Genomic DNA, 13547 nt, shown 5'->3' on the forward strand with positions numbered 1-13547 from the left:
GCCGTCACGTGGTCCGGGCGTTGATCTCGCGGACGGCGCGGTCCGGGTCGTCCGCCCAGAACTCGACGCGCGCGACCTGCCTCGCGCCCGTCTTGCCGAGGTCGACGAGCTGCGGCTCGTGGAACGGCACGGTCACGTTCGTCCTGGTCAGGGACTGGATGACGAGCGCGTCGCCGATCACCTCGACGCTGCGCTGGCCCTTGTGGCTGCGCTCGGCGACCTGGGCCGCGCCGAGGTCCGCGGTCGGGATGCGCCAGTCGAAGAACCCCAGCTGGCGCAGCCGCAGCTCGTCGTCGGAGACGGTGTGCGGCTGCTTCGTCAGCACGTAGAGAGCGCCCACACACACGACGGCGTTCAGCACACCCAGCACGATCAACGTGATGAGCAGCCACGGGATGTCCAGGCCGAACGCGACCAGTGCGATCCCGACCGCCGTGATGATCAGGAACCGCACGTACCGCGGCTTCATGCGCTTGCCGTAGGGGATCTCCACCATGCCGGTGAGCCTATTTTCGCAGCGCGCGAACCACGCCGTCGGGGTCGTCGGTCCAGAACTCGACCTTCGTCACCTCGTGCGTGCCACGCCTGCCCAGGTCGACCTCCAGCGGTGCGTCCAGGTGCAGCGCGACGTTGGTGGAGCCGGAGATCTCCAGCACGAGCGTGCCGTCCACAACGGACCGCGTCCGGTGCAGCGTCCGGCTCGTCATGCCCTGCGTCACGGAACCGATGGTGCTCAACGGAATCCAGTACTCGAACTCACGCGCGTAACGCAGCCACAGGTACTCGTCGTCGACCTCGTGCTTGAACTTGTGCAGCATCCAGAGCTGCCACCCCAGCAACAACGCGCTCAGCACACCGAACGCGAGCAGCACGGCGCGAAGCCAGAACCACGGCACGAGCAGCTCCACGAGCAGGACTTCCAGCGGCGTGACCACCAGGAAGACCCACAGGAAAGGCCGCACCTGAGCGCTGTACCCGAACGAGCGATCCCCCATGAACCCGATGGTGGCACAGTGGGGCGGGTGAGCGATCTGATCTTCTTGGACAGCGCAGGTTCCTCCCTCCCTCCGGCGCCGGTCGTGGACGAGGTCATCGGCCATCTGCGGCGGGAGACCGAGATCGGCGGCTACCGCGCGGCAGCGGAACGCCGGGACGACCTGGAGGCGGGCTACGGCGTCCTCGCAGACCTCTTCGGGTGTCAGCCGTCCGAGGTCGCCTTCACGGACAGTGCCACTCGATCTTGGCTGGCGGCGTTCGACGCGGTGCCCCTCGAAGCCGGAGACCGAATTCTCGTCACCGAGGTCGAATACGCTGGCAACGCGATTCCGGTACTGCGCCGTGCGGCGGAGGCCGGGGCGGTCGTCGAGGTCATGCCGTCCGACATCCACGGGCAGGTCGACCTCGGCGCCCTGGACCTTGACAACCGAGTCAAGCTGATCTCGCTCGTGCACGTGCCGACCAACGGCGGCCTGATCAACCCGGTGAACGACATCACAGCGGCGGCTCGTGAGGTCGGCGCGCTGGTGTTGCTCGACGCCTGCCAGTCGACCGGCCAGCTCGACCTGCGCGGGCTCGACTACGACATGCTGGCCTGCACCGGTCGCAAGTGGCTGCGAGGCCCGCGCGGCACCGGAGCCCTGGTCGTGCGCGACGAGGTGCGGGAAAGGCTCACCCCGCGCCTGGTCGACCTGCACAGCGGCGAGTGGACCGGCCCGCAGGAGTTCCGGTTGCGCTCCGACGCCCGCGTGTTCGAGCTGTGGGAGTGCAGCATCGCCGACCGGCTCGGCATGATCGCGGCCGCGCGGTACGCCCTGGACAAGGGCCTCGACGTGATCGAGGCCGAGGTCGCGGACCGCGCCAAGCGCTTGCGCGAGGGGCTGCGGTCCATCCCCGGCATCACCGTGCGGGACCTGGGCGAACGCCAGTCCGGCATCGTCACCTTCACGTCGGAGCGTGTGCCGGCGATGGAGCTGAAGGACCGGCTGTGGGAGCGGGACGTCGCCGTCACGGTGTCGCAGCGCGGGTCGACGTTGCTCGACATGACGCGTAGGAGGCTGGACGAGGTGGTGCGGGCGTCCCCGCACTACTTCGTCACCCCCGACGAGGTGGATCAGGCGCTGGAGATCATCGGCGAGGTGGCCTGACAGGCGGTTCGCCGCCCCAACGCGCGAACGGAGTGGTGCGGGGCCACCTCCACACCACTCCGCCCTCCCGCAGGGGGTCACCAGGACCCCCGGAACCATCAGCAGGAAACGTTGATCACGCGCTTCACGCAGTCCGAGTAGCCGACGAACAGGTCGACGGCGCGGTCGTTGCGGCTCGTCTGCGCCGCGATGACCGAGTCCTGCGGGTAGAAGCCGTTGAGGCCGCCGCTGCTCGGGTACATCTCGAAGGTGTAGGACCAGATCTTGTGCTGGCCCCACATCCAGTCGTCGATGCTGCCGTCGGTGATGTACAGGTCGCTCGCCTGCTCCGGCGTGTAGCCGTTGGTGGCGGCCATCTGCTGGCCGAGCGTGCGGAACGCCCGCTCCTCGGTCGCGTCCAGGCCGGGCGCGGTGTTCGCGGTGGTGTAGCCGAAGGGCCACAGCACGAGCTCCGAGAACGAGTGGAAGTCGATGTTCGTCTTGATCTGCTGGACGCCACCGACCACGCGGGAGTCGACGAAGTTCTTCACGGCCGTGGTCTCCGGCGCGGAGAACGCCGACGGACCGCGGTAGGTGTCCGACGTCGTGCTGCCGCTGGAACCGCCGCAGCAGCCCCACTTGTAGCCCCAGTTGCGGTTGAGGTCGGTGCCGTTGCCCTGGCGGTTCTTGCGCCAGCCGCGGAACGAGCCCGTGGCGATGTCGTACTCGACGCCGTCCGGGTTGACCATCGGGACGAACCAGACCTCGCGGCTGTCCACCAGGCTCTTGATGGCCGGCGTGGAGTAGTTGTCGGTGTAGCGCTTGATGATCTGCAGGCACTGCTCGACGGTGATGTGCTCGCGGGCGTGCTGGTTGCAGGTGAAGATCACCTCGGGCTCGCTCTCGTCGGTCGCGACGTTGTCGCTGACCTTGAGGGCCCAGATGTCCCGGTTCTGCGCGCTCTTGCCGATGCTGCGCAGGCTCGCGAGCGTCGGGTGGTCGCGCACGGTCTGCTGCAGCTCCGCGGTCATCTCCGCGAAGTTGTGGTAGCCGGTGTAGCCGGACGGGAAGTCCTGCGTGCCGATCTGGCCCGGCTGCGGGTCGGCGAACTGGACCTTGCCGAGCTTCTTCAGCTCCTGCTCGAAGTCACCGACGTACTTGATCGGCAGTCCGGTGGCCTGCAGGGCCCGGTACTGCGACTTGTCCGCGACGACCGAGACGGTGGTGAGCTTCGTCGCTCCGAGCACGTCCACACCGCTCTGGGCGATCTGGGTGCGTTCGGCGGACGTGTTCGCGGTGATCTCCAGCAGGTAGCGGCCGGAGTCGGCCGTGCTGGGCGTCGCCATGCCCGCGACCAGCACGGGCAGGCATATCGCGAGCACTGCGGCGATCTTGCCGCGGCGCTTGGTGAACATGGGTCCTCCATCATCAGCAGGGGTTTGCGACGGAGTGGTGCTCGACCGAGCGTGGCCGGGGTGTCACAGGCTGAGTAGCGCCGATAGCGGGCTGACCGTTGACAGATTTCCGCAGGAACTAGGCTGTGGGCATGCTGAACCGCATCGACCTGCGAGGTCGTACCACGACTCCCGCTCAGTTGCGCGCCGTCGTCCCGCGCGCAGAGGTGGACGTGGACGCGGTTCTGCATCACGTGCGTCCCGTGGTGGACGCGATCGCGGAGCGCGGCGTCGAGGCCGCTCTGGAGTACACGGAGAAGTTCGACCAGGTTCGTCCGGCTTCTGTGCGTGTGCCCGCTTCGGAGATCTCGTCCGCTTTGTCCTCGCTGGACCCGGCCGTCCGCGAGGCGTTGGAAGAGGTCATCGCGCGCACCCGGCGGGTGCACGCCGACCAGAAGCGCGTCGACACGACGACCCAGGTGGTGCCCGGCGGCACCGTCACCGAGAAGTGGGTGCCGGTCGCGCGCGTGGGCCTCTACGCGCCCGGCGGTCTCGCCGTGTACCCGTCGACGGTGGTCATGAACGTCGTGCCCGCCCAGATCGCGGGCGTCGAGTCGCTGGTGGTGTGCTCGCCGCCGCAGGCCGAGTTCGGTGGTCTGCCGCACCCGACGATCCTGGCCGCCGCCGCGCTGCTCGGCGTCGACGAGGTGTGGGCCGTGGGCGGCGCGCAGGCCGTGGCGCTGCTGGCGCACGGCGGTGTGGACACCGACGGCGCGGAGCTGGCCCCGGTCGACATCGTCACCGGTCCCGGCAACATCTACGTGACGGCGGCGAAGCGGTTGCTGCGCGGCCTGATCGGCATCGACTCCGAGGCCGGTCCGACCGAGATCGCGATCCTCGCCGACTCGTCGGCCGACGCGGTGCACGTGGCCGCCGACCTGATCTCCCAGGCCGAGCACGACCCGCTCGCCGCCTCCGTGCTGGTGACGGACTCCGTCGAACTGGCGGACGCGGTGGACACCGAGCTGGAGCGCCAGGTCTCCGCGACCAAGCACATCGAGCGCGTGCGCACCGCGTTGTCCGGCAAGCAGTCCGGCGTCGTGCTCGTGTCCGATGTGGACGAAGGTGTGCGGGTGGTCGACGCGTACGCGGCCGAGCACCTGGAGATCCAGACGCGCGACGCGCGCGAGGTGGCGGCGCGGATCCGGTCCGCCGGCGCGATCTTCGTCGGTGCCTACGCGCCGGTGTCGCTCGGCGACTACTGCGCCGGCTCGAACCACGTGCTGCCGACCGGTGGCTGCGCACGGCACTCGTCCGGGCTGTCCGTGCAGACGTTCCTGCGCGGCATCCACCTGATCGACTACTCCGAGGAAGCACTCCGGGAGGTCGCCGACAAGGTCGTCGCGCTGGCCAACGCGGAGGACCTGCCCGCGCACGGGCAGGCCGTCACAGCGAGGTTCGCCCGATGAAGCCCGTCGTCGGCGCGAGGGTGGAGCTGTCCGACCTCCCCCTGCGCGAGGACCTGCGCGGCCGCACGCCCTACGGCGCGCCGCAGCTCGACGTCCCGTACCGCCTGAACACCAACGAGAACCCGTACGAGCCGACGGACGCGCTGGCGGCGGACGTGGTCGCGGCGGTCGCCGAGATCGCCGGTGACCTGCACCGCTACCCGGACCGCGACGCGGTGGCGTTGCGCGACGACCTGGCGGCGTACCTCACCGAGGCCACCTCGGTGACGCTGACGTCGGAGAACGTCTGGGCCGCCAACGGCTCGAACGAGATCCTCCAGCAGATCCTGCAGGCGTTCGGCGGCCCCGGCCGCGTCGCCCTGGGCTTCGAGCCGTCGTACTCGATGCACCCGATCATCGCGGCGGGCACCCGCACGGAGTGGTCGCCGACCCCGCGCCGCCAGGACTTCTCGCTGGACGTGGAGAAGGCCGCCGCGATCATCGCCGAGACGCGTCCGGACGTCGTCTTCGTGACGTCGCCGAACAACCCGACGGGCCAGTCGATCCCGCTGGAGGACCTGCGCCTGCTGATCTCCGCCTGTACGGGCGTGATCGTGGTGGACGAGGCGTACGCGGAGTTCTCCCCGCAGGAGAGCGCGATCAAGCTGCTGGACGAGTTCGGCTCGCGGCTGATCGTCTCGCGCACGATGTCGAAGGCCTTCGCGTTCGCCGGCGGCCGCCTCGGTTACCTGGCGGCCGCTCCGGCCGTGGTCGACGCGCTGCAGCTGGTGCGCCTGCCGTACCACCTGTCGGCGTTGACGCAGGCGGCGGCACGGGCGTCGCTGAGGCACGCCTCGGAGACCCTGGGCTCGGTGGCGAAGCTCGCCGCCGAACGCGACAGGGTGTCCGCGGCGCTATCGGAGATGGGTTTCCGGGTTGTGCCGTCGGACGCGAACTTCGTGCTGTTCGGCTGGTTCGAGGACGCACGGGAGACGTGGAAGTCCTATTTGGAGCACGGCGTGCTCATCAGGGACGTCGGAATCGCGGGTCACCTGCGGGTGACCATCGGAACGCCCGAGGAGAACGACGCTTTCCTCGCGGCCAGCAAGGAGGTCAGCCGGTGAGTCGGGTCGGCAAGGTGGAGCGCACCACCAGGGAGTCGTCGGTCTACGTGGAGATCGACCTGGACGGCACCGGCCAGGTCGACATCAACACGGGTGTGCCGTTCTACGACCACATGCTCACCGCGTTCGGCGTGCACGGCAGCTTCGACCTGACCGTGCGCGCGACCGGCGACACCCACATCGACGCCCACCACTCGGTCGAGGACATCGCGATCGTGCTGGGCCAGGCGCTGAGGGAAGCGCTGGGGGACAAGAAGGGCATCCGCCGCTTCGGCGACTGCTGGATCCCCATGGACGAGACGCTCGCGCACGCCGCGGTCGACGTCTCGGGCCGTCCGTACACGGTGCACAAGGGTGAGCCGGAGCAGTTCAACAGCTTCGTGATCGGCGGCAACTACCCGTTCGTGCTGAACAGGCACGTGTTCGAGTCGCTCGCCTTCCACGCGCAGATCGCACTGCACGTGCGCGTCGAGTACGGCCGCGACCCGCACCACATCGCCGAGGCCGAGTACAAGGCCATCGCGCGGGCCCTGCGCGTGGCCACCGAGCCCGACCCCCGCGTCGGCGGCATCCCGTCGACCAAGGGCGTTCTCTGATGCCGAAGGAAGTCGTCGTCATCGGCCTGCTGGCCCTCGCGGGCTTCCTGGCCGGTGGCGTCTACACGACTTGGAAGACCGCCAGGGTGCTGGCGGTCATCCTGCTGGTGCTGCTCCTGGTGGCGGTCGGCGGCGCCGTTCTCTGGCTGCTCTAGGCCTCGCGGGCCAGGCCGCCGAGGAACATCTCCACACCGAGCCAGGTCTCGATCAGATCCGGTGTGCCTGTTCCGGTGACGCTAGAACGCGGCGATGCCGTCGAACGAGCGTGCCGCCGGGACAGGTCGACGCCCAGGACGTCGTGCCGTTCGGCGAGCATGCGACTGCACGGGACACCCTCGCCGCAGCCCGGACTCGACGACGTGCTTCACGCCGTCCCCAGGTAGCGCGCGGGAACGTGCTGGGTGAGCCACACCCCGTTGGCGCTGAGGCGGAACTCGTGCCCGTCCGCGTGCATCCGCCCGGCGTCGACGGTCAGGATCACCGGCCGGCCCCGCCTGGAACCGACCCTGCGCGCGGTCTCGCGGTCGGGGGACAGGTGCACGTCGTGGCGGGCCATGGGCCGCAGGCCGTCGCGCATGATGTCGTCGAGGTACTGCGCGACCGTGCCGTGGAACAGCTCGTCCGGCGGCGTCGCCACGGGCAGGCCGAGCTCGACCTCGACGCTGTGGCCCTGGCTCGCGCGGATGCGGTCGCCGTCGATCGTGAAGCGCTTCTTGTCGTTGCGTTCGACGACCTCGCGCAGATCGGCCTCGGAGACGCCGAGGGCGCTCAGCAGGTCGGCCACGGGCACCCAGCCGGCGGCGTCGAGGGTGAGGCCGACGCGCTCGGGCTGGTGCCGGAGCGCCTTGGACATCCGCTTCGAGAGGCGGATCATTCTTTCGTCTTCCATTTGCCCCTCAGGAAACCACAGCGCGTCCACCGGTTTTCCTAGGCGGTGCCGCCCTCGAGGGCGGGCTTGAGCTTGGGGGCGCCCGGGCCGTGCGTGGCCTGCTCGTCGTCGATGTTCTGCAGGGCGCAGCTGCGCAGCGAGAGGCATCCGCACCCGATGCAGCCCGTGAGGCGGTCGCGCAGCCGGTAGAGGGCGTCGATGCGGGCGTCGAGCTCCGTCTTCCACGAGCGGGAGAGGCGTTCCCAGTCCGACTTCGTCGGGGTGCGGTTGTCGGGAAGCTGCGCGAGGGCGTCGCGGACGTCCTCCAGGGTGAGGCCGACGCGCTGGGCGGTGCGGATGAACGCCAGCCGGCGCAGCACCGAGCGCAGGTAGCGCCGCTGGTTGCCCGCGGTGCGGACCGAGCTGATGAGGCCCCTGTCCTCGTAGAAGCGCAGGGCGGTGTGGGGGACGCCGCTGCGTTCGGCGACCTGGCCGATGGTCAGCATTTCCGGCAACTTGCTCACCCGATCATGGTAACCGCTTGACCTCCAGCATGGTCGAGGTTGAACAGTTGGTGGCATGCAACGGATACCGGAGCTCTTCGCGAGGATGACCGGGGACGAGAAGCACGAGTGGGCGGCGGCTTCCACGATCGACGTGCTCTGGGTCCTCTACGACAAGGTCCTCAACGTCACGCCGGACACCGCCGACGACCCCGACCGGGACAGGTTCCTGCTGTCCAAGGGGCACGGCCCGATGGCCTACTACGCCGTGCTGGCGGAGAAGGGGTTCATCGAAGAGTCCATTTTGGACGACTGGACGTCCTGGGACAGCCCGCTCGGCCAGCACCCCGACCGCGTGCTGGTGAAGGGCGTGGAGATCAGCAGCGGATCGCTCGGCCACGGCCTGCCGATCGCGGTGGGCACGGCCATCGGGCAGCGGATCTCCGGCAGCCGCGGGCGGACGTTCGTGCTGGTCGGAGACGGTGAGCTGGACGAGGGCAGCAACCACGAGGCGATCGCGGTGGCGTCCCGGCTGGGGGTCGCGAACCTGACCGCGGTCGTGGTCGACAACAGGTCCGCGATGTACGGCTGGCCCGGCGGCATCGCCCGGCGCTTCGCCGTCGAGGGCTGGCAGACCGCCGAGGTCGACGGCCGCGACCACGAGGCCCTCCTCGCCGCACTCACCGCTCCCCACGACCGCCCGTACGCGGTCGTCGCCGAAGTCGAGAAGAGCTACTGATGACCACCATGCGCCAGGCCTTCGTCAGGACGGTCAACGACGGCATCGCCACCGACCCGCGGATCGCCGTGGTGACCGCGGTGATCTCCAGCAACGAGTTCCCGCAGGAGAACGAACGCGTCGTGGACGTCGGTATCCGCGAGCAGACCATGGTCGGGGTGGCGAGCGGACTGGCGCTGGCGGGGCTGCGGCCGGTCGTGCACAGCTACGCGCCGTTCCTGGTCGAGCGGCCGTACGAGCAGATCAAGCTCGACATCGGGCACCAGGACGTGGGCGCGGTGTTCGTGAGCATAGGAGCGTCCTACGACGACCCGGTCTGGGGCCGCACGCACCAGTCGCCCGGTGACGTCGCGCTGTTCGACACGCTGCCCGGCTGGACCGTGCACGTACCCGGACACCCCGACGAGGTCACGCCTCTGCTCGAACAGGCGCTGAAGGACGACGACCGCGTCTACATGAGGCTTTCGCTGCACGAGAACGCGCAGGCGCATCCGGTCGGCCGGGGGTTCACGACGCTCCGCCACGGCAAGCGCGGCGTCGTGCTCGCCATCGGGCCGATGCTCGACCGCGTGCTCAAAGCCGTCGAGTCCGAGAACGCCGACGTCACCGTGCTCTACGCGGCGACGGTCCGGCCGTTCGACTCGGACGGACTGCGCAAGGCGGTGCGGGACACCGACCACGTGGACGTGATGCTGGTCGAGCCGTACCTCGAGGGAACGTCTTCCCATCTTGTTTCCGAGACGCTGCAACATATTCCGCACCGCCTGCGTTCTATAGGCGTAAAACGACACGCGGAGCTCCGCAACTACGGCACGGCCGAAGACCATGACGCCGCGCATGATCTCGACGTGGTCGGGCTGGGGAGCGCTGTGCGGAGTTTCTTCAGGGGGTGAAGGAACATGTTCGCAGTCAGGGGGGATGACTGGACCGGCGCGCCTTCGCGCGGCGTCCAGAGATGAGGTGGTGTGCACGGCCGGGGCCGAGTTCCCGGTCGTGCACATCCCACGCGTCGTTGGGGGACCGGTGAAGCGGTCTGGTGTGGACCGCGTCGCTCGTTCGCGGTGTGGCACAGCGCCCGGCGCGGCCGTCCGTTCCCGGTCCGCGAGGTCCTTGGCATGTCTGCACGGACGCGCGAGACGCACCAGGAATGATGTTGTGCGTGAGAATGCTGATCTGGACCCCGTTGAACGCCGCCGAGCTGCAGAAGGCCATGCACAGCGGCAACGTGGGCCCCGCGGCGCTCGTCCCGCTGCAGTCCGGCACGGTGCTGCTGCCTCCTCCGGCCACGAAGCTCAACGAGGCCGCGTACATGACGAACAGGGTGCGCAAGATCGGGAGCGGCGCCGCGCTGGCCGTCTGGGACGACGACGCCGCGCTGCTCTACCTGTTCACCACGACGCTCGGCCGGGCCTCGACGTGGGGGTCGCGCGAGGCGGTGCTGCGGCTGTCGGAGGAGGCGAAGCAGTCGGGACCGGTCGGACGATCCTTCGACCGCGTGACCGCGGGCGTGGTCGACCTGCGCGAGAAGGAGAAGTGGCAGCTCGACGCGATCGACAAGCTGACCGCGCTGCACCCGGCGGCGAGCCGCAAGGGCCCGCTGGAACGCCTCCGCGACTTCGAGAACGGTCGCGCGGCGATCCCCGGCTTCTTCCGCGCCGCCGGGCTGCACGAGGTCGCGCGGGTCGCCGAGCTCGCGGAGCAGGGCCGCGCGGACTTCGTGCTGCGGACGCTCGAACCGCCCCGCGCGCAGGTGTGGCCGCTGCTGGTGATCTTCCCGCTGATCGTGCTGGTCGCGTTGCTCTCCGTGCTGCTCCACATCCCGGCGGTGGTCTACTACCTCGTCTGCGGCCTGCTCCTCGTGACGATGACCACGTTGCTGGTCGTGCTCCGGCGCCGCCTGGTGAGCCGGAAGCCGATCAACACGGTGCTGCCGGTCATCCCGGTCACGCAGGGTGCGGTCCTGACCGACTAACCTGGTGGGCGTGGCACGTGTCGTCGTACTTGACTATGGCTCCGGCAACCTGCGCTCGGCCGAGCGCGCGCTTCAGCGTGTCGGCGCCCATGTCGAGGTGACGGCGGACCCGAAAGCCGCACGCGAGGCGGACGGCCTGGTCGTGCCCGGCGTCGGCGCGTACGCGGCGTGCATGGAGGGCCTCAACTCGGTGCGCGGCGGCCGGATCATCGGCGAGCGCCTCGCTGGCGGGCGTCCGGTGCTCGGCATCTGCGTGGGCATGCAGATCCTGTTCGAGCGCGGCATCGAGCACGGCGTGCTCACCGAGGGCTGCGGCGAGTGGCCCGGCACGGTCGAGCGGCTCGAGGCCCCGATCGTGCCGCACATGGGCTGGAACACGGTCCGCGCGCCCGAGGGCTCGCGGCTGTTCGCGGGCCTCGACAAGGACACGAGGTTCTACTTCGTGCACTCCTACGGCGTGCGCCGCTGGGAGCTGGAGGCGGCCGACCACATCAGGGCGCCGCTCGTGACGTGGGCCGACCACGCGGGCGACGAGTTCGTCGCGGCGGTCGAGAACGGGCCGCTGTGGGCGACCCAGTTCCACCCGGAGAAGTCCGGCGACGCCGGGGCGCACCTGCTGAAGAACTGGCTCGGCACCCTGTCGTGAGCGCGGGACCGCTGACGACGGTCTCCGATCAGCGGGGCGCTAGGCTGCCCGGGTGACGTTCACACTCCTCCCCGCTGTTGACGTTGCCGACGGTCGTGCCGTCCGGCTCGTGCAGGGCGAAGCCGGTACCGAGACGAACTACGGCGAGCCGCTCGACGCCGCCCTGCAGTGGCAGCGCGACGGTGCGGAGTGGATCCATCTCGTCGACCTCGACGCGGCGTTCGGCCGCGGCTCCAACCGCGAGCTCGTCGCCCGCGTCGTCGGTGAGCTGGACGTCAAGGTCGAGCTGTCCGGCGGCATCCGCGACGACGCGTCGCTGGAGGCCGCCCTGGCCACCGGCTGCGCGCGCGTGAACCTCGGCACGGCCGCGCTGGAAGACCCGGAGTGGTGCGCGAAGGCGCTGGCGGCGCACGGCGAGAAGATCGCGGTGGGCCTCGACGTCCGCATCACCGAGGAGGGCCACCGGGTCAAGGGCCGCGGCTGGACGTCGGACGGCGGCGACCTCTGGGAGGTCCTCGACCGGCTCGACCGCGACGGCTGCACCCGTTACGTCGTCACCGACGTGTCGAAGGACGGCACGCTGACGGGCCCGAACCTGGAGCTGCTGCGCGAGGTCTGCGCGCGCACCGACGCCCCCGTGATCGCGTCCGGTGGCGTGTCCACTGTGGACGACCTGGTCGCGCTCTCGAAGCTCTCGCGCGACGGCGTGGAGGGCTCCATCGTGGGCAAGGCCCTGTACGCCGGCGCGTTCACGCTCCCGGAAGCACTCGCTGCGGTCCGTTGACCACGCTCTCGATGTGAGCGGCCGCGGCCGCGTGCGTCACACCCGTGTTGTGGAGCACGTCGGCCGCGGTCCCCTCGCCCTCGGCCAGCACGCCGAGCAGGATGTGCTCGGTGCCGATGAACATGTGGCCCATCCTCAGCGCCTCGCGCACGGCCAGTTCCAGGGCTTTCTTGCACTGGGCCGTGTAGGGCTGCTTCTCCGGCCGTTGCCTGGCCTCGGAGTCGAGCCGGTTGAGGGTCGCGATGCGCGTGCTGCCGTCGCCGGACTCCAGCTTCGCGATGGTCTTGGCGGCGAGCCCCGCCGACTCGTCGAGCAGCCCGAGCAGCAGGTGTTCGGTGCCGATCCGCTCGCTGAACCGCGCGTGGTGCCTCGCCAGCGCGATGACCCGCCGGGAGCGCTGGGTGTAGCGCTCGGTGCTCGGTTTGCCGAGTTCCGGTGACTCCCTGGGCACGAACCTCTTCTGCGCGGCCTGCTTCGTGACGCCGAGGCTCTCGCCGATCTCGGCCCAGCTCGCGCCTCCACGCCGCGCCTCGTCCACGAAGTGGCCGATCAGGTGGTCGCCGAGCTCGTTGAGCTGACCGCTCATCTCGACGGCCTTCGCCAGTCGCACCAGGGCGTCGTCTGCTTCTTGAGCGACCGTGACGATGAGGTCGGTCAACTGGATCACGCGTCAACTCTAGGTTGACGACATCGGCATGGTCAACCTTGAGTTGACGCTCAACCTGTGGTCAATGTTGATCGCCTGCGTCGACGTTGAGTCCACATTGACGACGTCCGACGAGGTGGACGAATCAAGTCAACGTGGACAAAAGACAACGTTGTCATCGGCTGGGTGAGGCGTGTCAAGTGCATGTTGACGGCACGCGTCCATGTTGATCGCGCGAATCAACACGGACTCAACGTTGATTCGCGCGGTCAACGTGGACGTTCAGCTCGCCGGCGTGATCGCGATGCCGACCGACCCGGTCCGCCCCCGGCGGAGCTTGCTGCCGAAGACGGTCATCCACCCCATCACGCCGTACTTCTTCGTGATGCGCGCACGGACGGCGTCGCTCGCGTCGTCGTCCAGCAGCCGGGCGTGCGCCTTGACCGACGGGCCCTTCGGGTTGCCGCGGACGTCGCACGGCCCGACCTCGACCTCGCCGCTGCGGCGGATCCGCTTGACCTTGCCGGTGTCGCGGCCGCTCCACGCGTAGATCACGTCGTCGTTCTCGCCCGGCGTGACCCAGACCGGCGTGGGCACCGGGGTGCCGTCCTTGCGGAACGTCGTCAGCAGCAGGTACTTGCCCTTGCCCAGTTCGGCGATCATGGCCGCGCAGCGTAGTCCTCAGGTGTGCCTTGTAGGCTTTC

Annotated in this window: 18 protein-coding genes; 10 read left to right on the forward strand and 8 right to left on the reverse strand. The window is 69.4% G+C overall.

Annotated elements, in window-relative coordinates:
- Positions 1–4: 4 nt before the first annotated feature.
- Entirely contained in the window at positions 5–496 is a 492-nt protein-coding gene (locus ND450_RS41410) for a hypothetical protein (protein WP_253323463.1), read from the reverse strand.
- 10 nt (positions 497–506) lie between these two features.
- Positions 507–995, reverse strand: a complete 489-nt coding sequence (locus ND450_RS41415) for a hypothetical protein (RefSeq protein WP_253323464.1) — start codon at positions 993–995, stop codon at positions 507–509.
- A 27-nt stretch (positions 996–1022) separates the two neighbouring features.
- On the opposite strand from ND450_RS41415, the gene ND450_RS41420 reads away from it, so the two are divergent.
- Positions 1023–2144 carry an aminotransferase class V-fold PLP-dependent enzyme gene (locus tag ND450_RS41420; RefSeq protein ID WP_253323465.1) on the forward strand — a complete coding sequence of 374 codons (1122 nt, stop codon included), beginning with the start codon at positions 1023–1025 and terminating at the stop codon, positions 2142–2144.
- 98 nt (positions 2145–2242) lie between these two features.
- Here ND450_RS41420 and ND450_RS41425 read toward each other — a convergent pair whose 3' ends face one another.
- Complete coding sequence (locus tag ND450_RS41425) at positions 2243–3538, reverse strand: M14 family metallopeptidase (RefSeq protein WP_253323466.1); 1296 nt, start codon at positions 3536–3538, stop codon at positions 2243–2245.
- A 131-nt stretch (positions 3539–3669) separates the two neighbouring features.
- On the opposite strand from ND450_RS41425, the gene hisD reads away from it, so the two are divergent.
- Genes hisD through ND450_RS41445 form a run of 4 tightly spaced genes read left to right on the forward strand, consistent with a single transcriptional unit; the run spans position 3670 to position 6840 of the window.
- The gene (hisD, locus tag ND450_RS41430) at positions 3670–4986 is read left to right on the forward strand and encodes a histidinol dehydrogenase (RefSeq protein ID WP_253323467.1); all 1317 of its coding nucleotides are present in this window, start codon (positions 3670–3672) and stop codon (positions 4984–4986) included.
- Complete coding sequence (locus ND450_RS41435; RefSeq protein ID WP_253323468.1) at positions 4983–6089, forward strand: histidinol-phosphate transaminase; 1107 nt, start codon at positions 4983–4985, stop codon at positions 6087–6089. The genes hisD and ND450_RS41435 overlap by 4 nt, the downstream gene beginning before the upstream one ends.
- Positions 6086–6685: an imidazoleglycerol-phosphate dehydratase HisB gene (gene hisB / locus ND450_RS41440; protein WP_253323469.1), complete on the forward strand. Its 600-nt coding sequence runs from the start codon at positions 6086–6088 to the stop codon at positions 6683–6685. Before ND450_RS41435 ends, hisB begins: the two co-directional genes overlap by 4 nt.
- Positions 6685–6840, forward strand: a complete 156-nt coding sequence (locus ND450_RS41445) for a hypothetical protein (RefSeq protein WP_177229792.1) — start codon at positions 6685–6687, stop codon at positions 6838–6840. Before hisB ends, ND450_RS41445 begins: the two co-directional genes overlap by 1 nt.
- On the opposite strand, the gene ND450_RS41450 is transcribed toward ND450_RS41445, so the two are convergent.
- From ND450_RS41450 to soxR, 3 genes are read right to left on the reverse strand one after another with little or no spacing between them, the layout of a single operon-like run.
- On the reverse strand, positions 6837–7001 hold the full coding sequence (locus tag ND450_RS41450) for a hypothetical protein (protein WP_253323470.1): 165 nt from the start codon (positions 6999–7001) through the stop codon (positions 6837–6839). The genes ND450_RS41445 and ND450_RS41450 overlap by 4 nt on opposite strands.
- 48 nt (positions 7002–7049) lie before the next feature.
- Entirely contained in the window at positions 7050–7574 is a 525-nt protein-coding gene (locus ND450_RS41455) for an RNA 2'-phosphotransferase (protein WP_253323471.1), read from the reverse strand.
- Between the two features lie 38 nt (positions 7575–7612).
- Positions 7613–8077 (reverse strand): redox-sensitive transcriptional activator SoxR, encoded by a 465-nt coding sequence (soxR, locus tag ND450_RS41460; protein WP_089917198.1) that lies wholly within the window; start codon positions 8075–8077, stop codon positions 7613–7615.
- 55 nt (positions 8078–8132) lie between these two features.
- Here soxR and ND450_RS41465 point away from each other — a divergent pair, with 55 nt between their 5' ends.
- The 5 genes from ND450_RS41465 (at position 8133) to priA (ending at position 12197) form a co-directional block, all read left to right on the forward strand.
- Complete coding sequence (locus tag ND450_RS41465; RefSeq protein ID WP_253323472.1) at positions 8133–8795, forward strand: thiamine pyrophosphate-dependent enzyme; 663 nt, start codon at positions 8133–8135, stop codon at positions 8793–8795.
- A complete protein-coding gene (locus tag ND450_RS41470) occupies positions 8795–9688 on the forward strand; it encodes a transketolase family protein (protein WP_253323473.1) in 894 nt (297 codons plus the stop codon). Before ND450_RS41465 ends, ND450_RS41470 begins: the two co-directional genes overlap by 1 nt.
- A gap of 266 nt (positions 9689–9954) precedes the next feature.
- Positions 9955–10767: a hypothetical protein gene (locus tag ND450_RS41475; protein WP_253323474.1), complete on the forward strand. Its 813-nt coding sequence runs from the start codon at positions 9955–9957 to the stop codon at positions 10765–10767.
- Positions 10768–10777: 10 nt separating this feature from the next.
- On the forward strand, positions 10778–11413 hold the full coding sequence (gene hisH, locus ND450_RS41480) for an imidazole glycerol phosphate synthase subunit HisH (protein ID WP_253323475.1): 636 nt from the start codon (positions 10778–10780) through the stop codon (positions 11411–11413).
- Between the two features lie 52 nt (positions 11414–11465).
- Entirely contained in the window at positions 11466–12197 is a 732-nt protein-coding gene (gene priA / locus ND450_RS41485) for a bifunctional 1-(5-phosphoribosyl)-5-((5-phosphoribosylamino)methylideneamino)imidazole-4-carboxamide isomerase/phosphoribosylanthranilate isomerase PriA (protein ID WP_253323476.1), read from the forward strand.
- On the opposite strand, the gene ND450_RS41490 is transcribed toward priA, so the two are convergent.
- Positions 12163–12864 (reverse strand): Clp protease N-terminal domain-containing protein, encoded by a 702-nt coding sequence (locus ND450_RS41490; protein ID WP_245786191.1) that lies wholly within the window; start codon positions 12862–12864, stop codon positions 12163–12165. The genes priA and ND450_RS41490 overlap by 35 nt on opposite strands.
- 261 nt (positions 12865–13125) lie before the next feature.
- The gene (locus ND450_RS41495; RefSeq protein ID WP_253323477.1) at positions 13126–13506 is read right to left on the reverse strand and encodes a PPOX class F420-dependent oxidoreductase; all 381 of its coding nucleotides are present in this window, start codon (positions 13504–13506) and stop codon (positions 13126–13128) included.
- Positions 13507–13547: the final 41 nt, after the last annotated feature.

The organism is Lentzea sp. HUAS12, assembly GCF_024125735.1.
Lineage (GTDB): Bacteria > Actinomycetota > Actinomycetes > Mycobacteriales > Pseudonocardiaceae > Lentzea > Lentzea albida.